We start from the raw sequence: 4,986 nt of genomic DNA, 5'->3' as shown, positions 1-4,986 counted from the left end.
GCCTGTGCCTGCGCCCCCGGCAGGCTGCGGGCCGCCACCGAGGTGAGGCCCAGCGCCGGGGCGACCGCCGAGGCGTAGGCCCGGTTGCCCGCCCGGTTGGGGTGGAAGGACTCGTCGATCGGGAGCGTGAGGTTGTTGATCCACGCCTGCCGGTCGCACACGGCGTGGCCGGCGAAGTCGTCCCGGACCTCCACGTAGGTGAAGCCGGCCGCGCTCGAGCGGGCGTCGATGAGCCGGTCCAGCTCGGCCGTGCCGGAGTTGAGCCTCGCCATCTCCCGGCCGGAGAAGAAGGTGGCCCAGGAGCAGTCCTGGCCGTTGAAGAGGTAGGGGTAGCCCGCGACGGCCACCTCGGCGTTGGGCGCTCGCCCGGCGATCTCGCCGTAGACCTGGTCGAGGCGCCCGGGCAGCACCGTCCGCAGGGTGGCCAGGCTGTCGTCGATCTCGCCGTCGCAGTCGCTGATCCACCCGGGCAGCGCGCACTCGGTCAGCACGTCGGCGAACCCGACGTCGTTGCCGCCGATCGTCATGGACACGAGCGCCGTGTGCGCGTCCAGGGTGCCCAGCTGGTCGGCCAGCACGTCGGTGGTGTCGGCCCCCGAGCAGGCCTGGTAGTCGAGGTCGAGGCCCCGCTGACCGGCGAGGAGCGCGGGGTAGCCCAAGGGCGAGCGGTAGCAGGAGTCGGTGCGGGCGTAGGTGCCCGTCCCGGCGGAGAAGCTGTCGCCGAGGGCGACGTAGTCGCCGTCGGAGCTCGCGGCCTGCGCGGGCGCGGCGGCGAGGGTGGCGCCCAGGGCGAGGGTGCAGGTCGAGGCCAGGAGGGTCCGTGTCGTCGTTGACATGAGCACATGCAAGCACAGGCCTCCGACGCACCGCAGGGTTTCGCGCTCCCCTCGACCCTGGCCCGGGCCCGGGTCGTGCCGTAGCCTTCGGCCATGTCGACCCTCGCGCGCCTCGGCACGACGCTGCACGCCCGGCTGATCAGGGCGACGGGCCGGCTCGGCGGCGGCACCCGCGACGGCGCCATCCTCGTGCTGGACCACACCGGTGCCCGGACGGGGCAGGCGCGAGAGACCCCGCTGATGTTCGTGCGCCACGGCCCGGCGTACGCCGTGGTGGCGTCGGCCGGTGGCTCGGACCGCCACCCCGGGTGGCTGCACAACCTGCGCGCTCACCCCGAGGTCACCGTTCACGTGGGTCGGCGGGCCGTCCCGGTGCGGGCACGGGAGGCGGGCCCGCAGGAGCGGGACGAGATCTACGCCCGGTTCGTCAGCATCCACGACCGCTTCGCGGGCTACGAGGCCCGGACCGAGCGGACCATACCGGTCGTCGTGCTCGATCCTCGCTGACCCGACCCACACCCCACCCCGTGGCCGTGTGGACGTCGGGCGGCCGCCGCGAGAGGCTGGGGGCATGGCCGATGTCCAGGTGACCCGGAACGACGACCAGACGAGGTACGAGGCGCGCCTCGACGGCGCGCTGGTGGGGTTCGCCGAGTACCAGCTGACCGACATCCTCGTGGTGTTCACGCACACCGAGGTCGAGCCGGCCGCCGAGGGCCAGGGGGTGGGCAGCGCCCTGGCGCGGTGGGCCCTGGACGACGTGCGAGCGCAGGGGACCCGGACGGTGCTGCCGATCTGCCCCTTCATCAAGGCCTGGATCGACCGGCACCCCGACTACGCCGACCTGCTCTACTCCGGCCGCCAGGCCTGAAGTCCGGCGCACCGCACCACGTCGCCGGGTTGACAACATACAACTGATTGGTTGTATGTTGTCCGCATGGACCACCCTTCCGAGGACCGCGCGGACGCGATGTTCCACGCGCTCGCCGACCGGACGCGACGCGACATCCTGCGCCGCGTGCTGGCCGGGGAGCACTCGGTGTCGGCCCTGGCGTCGAGCTACGACATGAGCTTCGCCGCCGTCCAGAAGCATGTCGCCGTGCTGGAGCGCGCCGGCCTGCTCACCAAGCGTCGCCGCGGCCGGGAGCAGCTGGCCAGCGGCGACGTGGAGGCCGTCCGCTCGGTCTCCTCGATGCTCACCGAGCTGGAGCACCTCTGGCGCGGGCGCATCGACCGCATCGACACCTTTCTCGAGGAGCACTGACATGCCCGTCACCGACGTGACCACCGACACCGCCAGCCGCACCATCACGATCACCGCGGAGTTCGCGGCACCGGTCGAGCGCGTGTGGGAGATGTATGCCGACCCCCGCCAGCTGGAGCAGGTCTTCGGCCCGCCCTCGCACCCGGCGACCTTCGTCGAGCACGAGCTCGCGGAGGGGCGCACCACGAGGTACTACATGACCGGCCCCGAGGGCGAGAGGTACGGCGGTCTCTGGGAGATCACCGGCGTCGACGCCGGTCGCAGCTTCACCTTCGAGGACCGGTTCGCCGACGCCGAGACCTGGTCCGCGGCCGAGGGGATGCCGGTGTCCCGCAACACGTATGCCTTCGAGCAGGTCGACGGCGGCACCCGCGCGACCTTCACCTCGGTCTACGACTCGGCCGAGGGCCTCCAGCAGGTGCTGGACATGGGTGTCGAGGAGGGCGCCACCGGGTCGATCAACCAGATCGACGGGTTCCTGGCGGCCTGAACCCGGCCGGGGGCGGTGGCGCCGGGCGTGCGGGGATCGTCCGTCGACCCCGGCACGCCGGGCACCGCTGCTACCGTGTCCCCTGCTGCGCGAGAGAGGTGGGGCGATGGCGGGGGACGACGAGGTCGTCATGGTGAACAACACCTACAAGGACGCTGTGCGCAGCGCCCGGTCGGCGTGCGTGAGCCCGGCGGCACGGCTGGAGGACGCCCTGCGTGCGGCGCGTCGCGCGATGGACGCCGGGGCCTGGCAGGGCCCCATGGGCGAGGACTTCTCCGGGGAGCTCAACACCTACCGGAGCAGGCTCAACGAGGCCGGACCGGCGGCGCTGGACGACTTCGACCGGGTCGTCTCCGGTCAGCCGGAGCAGGTGCCGTCGACGGCCTGGCAGGTGCGCTGGCAGCGCATGGGACCCCGCTGAGGTCGGCATGGCACTCGTCAGCATCGACATCGGGGCCATGGAGGAGCTCGTCACCGACATGACGTCGGCCCACGACGAGCTCCCCTCCGACGTGAGCACCATCCGCGGCCGGCTGGACCACGTCCTCATCGGCACCGGGTCGGTGGCCCAGGTCGACTTCGGGTCGGCCATCTGGACGTGGATGGGTGACCGCATCCGCGACCTCAACCGGCGTCTGGCCCTGGCGCGCCTCATCGCCGCCAGCACCCCGGGCATACCGGGCGTGGGCGTCGTCGAGATCGACGAGAGCTACGTCAGCGACCTGTCGCAGGCGGAGGTCGACGCCCTGGCCGACGAGGTCGAGGTGCTCATGACGCCGGCGGAGTTCGCCGACCCCCAGGACATCGACCCGCGGCTGCTGGAGATCCTCGCCGAGCACGCCCACGACCCCTACTTCGCCTCCGCCGTCGCGGGGCGGGTCCCGCCCTCGACGCTGGACCAGTACCTCCAGAGCATCTCCTCCTACCGCGAGTTCCACGCGCGGACCCCCGAGGAGGCCACCGACTTCGACGGCCGCTACGACGCCCTGCTCAACGGCCTGGGGATGACCTACGGGCTCGCCTCGCAGGGGGAGGGTGACCTCGAGGTCCCGGGGATGAGCGAGGCGTGGGCGGACGCCATCGAGGACGTCCCGCCGATCAGCGGCCGGGCGCAGCGCCTGTCCTGGTCATCTCGCGGGGCACCTTCTCCACCGACCTGCTCACGACGGTCCACGACCGGATGGTCGACCTGGAGGGCGACGACGGGGCGGACTACTGGACCTCGATGAACTTCGTCTTCGACCCGGACCCGAGCAAGAGCCCCGCCACCAACCTGGTGACGGACCCGTTCGGCGGGCTCTACCAGGGGATGGGCAACAACCCCGAGGCCCTGCGCCAGGTCTTCGCCGAGGGCGGGACCATCACGGTCGAGACCGACGACGGACCGGTCGAGGTGAACGCCCGGCTGTGGGAGACGATGCGCTTCCGCGGGATGGACGAGTATGCCGTGTCCCAGCTGGTCGCCGGGCTGCAGACGGGTCTGGTGGCACCGCCGGTGGAGGGCACCGACGCCTGGCAGCCGGGGCTGGTCGAGGACCTCGAGGGCTCGATCGCGGCGATCGAGCGGGAGGCGCGGATCGCCGAGGAGAACCGGCCGCCGTGGTACGCCCAGGCCGGTCACATCGTCCTCGACGTCCTGGGGATGGTGCCGCTCGTCGGTGAGCCGGCCGACGTGCTCAACGGCCTCTGGTACACCGCCGAGGGCAACTACGTCGACGCCGGGCTGTCCTACGCCGGGGCGGTGCCGGTCGTCGGGTGGTTCGCGGTCGGCGGCAAGTGGGTCAAGCGCGCGCTGACGGTCGAGGAGCTGGCCTCCATCGAGCGGCTGGCCGCCAGCGGCACCGACGTCGGCCGGTTGCTGCCCGGCGGTCGGCTGGCTGCCTCGGCCGACGAGCTGGCCGACGCCGCGAACTTCACCACCGACGCCTTCCTCACCCCGGCCGAGCTGCGCCGCTTCGGGGACCGGCCGTGGTTGCAGAACATGGTGGCGGGCAACAGGTTCGACACCTACATGACCCCGAACTACCCGCACAACCAGGTCTACCTGCAGGCGCCCGGCGGGTCGGGCTACGTGCGGCTGGACAGCTACGTCCCCGGCCAGGAGATCATCTCCCGCAAGCTCACCCAGCTCGGCGACGTGCAGCCGACCACGGCGTTCAGCTACATCGACGAGCTGGTCACGAAGTACCCCGACGGCGCGATGGTCGCCGACGTGCCCTCGACGCAGATGTCTGGGCTCGCGGGTCGTCAGCTGCGGGGCGACATGGTGTTGCAGGTCCCACCCCAGGCGGGCGGCACTATTCCCGACGAGGTCGCCGAGTACGCGTTCGAGAACGGCGTCCATATCATCGACATCAACGGCTTCGACTACACCGCCCACCTCTACCCCTGAGAAG

The 4,986-nt window shown here is 71.8% G+C and carries 7 protein-coding genes; 6 read left to right on the top strand and 1 reads right to left on the bottom strand.

Annotated elements, in window-relative coordinates:
* On the bottom strand, positions 1-836 hold an 836-nt coding region (locus tag AC08OT_RS19175), incomplete at its 3' end, for an SGNH/GDSL hydrolase family protein (RefSeq protein ID WP_476603145.1).
* 93 nt (positions 837-929) lie between these two features.
* Between AC08OT_RS19175 and AC08OT_RS19170 the strand changes: the two genes are divergently transcribed.
* From AC08OT_RS19170 to AC08OT_RS19145, 6 genes are all read left to right on the top strand, one after another.
* Positions 930-1,343: a nitroreductase/quinone reductase family protein gene (locus AC08OT_RS19170; protein WP_476603144.1), complete on the top strand. Its 414-nt coding sequence runs from the start codon at positions 930-932 to the stop codon at positions 1,341-1,343.
* Positions 1,344-1,407: 64 nt separating this feature from the next.
* On the top strand, positions 1,408-1,707 hold the full coding sequence (locus tag AC08OT_RS19165; protein WP_476603143.1) for a GNAT family N-acetyltransferase: 300 nt from the start codon (positions 1,408-1,410) through the stop codon (positions 1,705-1,707).
* Between the two features lie 66 nt (positions 1,708-1,773).
* Entirely contained in the window at positions 1,774-2,100 is a 327-nt protein-coding gene (locus AC08OT_RS19160; protein ID WP_476603142.1) for an ArsR/SmtB family transcription factor, read from the top strand.
* A gap of 1 nt (position 2,101) precedes the next feature.
* Positions 2,102-2,590, top strand: a complete 489-nt coding sequence (locus tag AC08OT_RS19155) for an SRPBCC family protein (protein WP_476603141.1) — start codon at positions 2,102-2,104, stop codon at positions 2,588-2,590.
* 106 nt (positions 2,591-2,696) lie between these two features.
* On the top strand, positions 2,697-3,011 hold the full coding sequence (locus tag AC08OT_RS19150; protein ID WP_476603140.1) for a hypothetical protein: 315 nt from the start codon (positions 2,697-2,699) through the stop codon (positions 3,009-3,011).
* A 645-nt stretch (positions 3,012-3,656) separates the two neighbouring features.
* Positions 3,657-4,982: a hypothetical protein gene (locus AC08OT_RS19145; protein ID WP_476603139.1), complete on the top strand. Its 1,326-nt coding sequence runs from the start codon at positions 3,657-3,659 to the stop codon at positions 4,980-4,982.
* Positions 4,983-4,986 lie beyond the last annotated feature (4 nt).

It is taken from the genome of Frankia sp. CgJB1 (genome assembly GCF_977947065.1).
The sequence above is the reverse complement of the archived record's forward strand: the minus strand, read 5'-3'. Positions and strand labels throughout refer to the sequence as shown.

Excerpts from the sequence above, each read along its gene's own strand:
- AC08OT_RS19150 (WP_476603140.1), top strand. The coding sequence starts at position 2,697 with ATGGCGGGGGACGACGAGGTCGTCATGGTGAACAACACCTACAAGGAC.
- AC08OT_RS19160 (WP_476603142.1), top strand. The coding sequence starts at position 1,774 with ATGGACCACCCTTCCGAGGACCGCGCGGACGCGATGTTCCACGCGCTC.
- AC08OT_RS19170 (WP_476603144.1), top strand. The coding sequence starts at position 930 with ATGTCGACCCTCGCGCGCCTCGGCACGACGCTGCACGCCCGGCTGATC.
- AC08OT_RS19165 (WP_476603143.1), top strand. The coding sequence starts at position 1,408 with ATGGCCGATGTCCAGGTGACCCGGAACGACGACCAGACGAGGTACGAG.
- AC08OT_RS19155 (WP_476603141.1), top strand. The coding sequence starts at position 2,102 with ATGCCCGTCACCGACGTGACCACCGACACCGCCAGCCGCACCATCACG.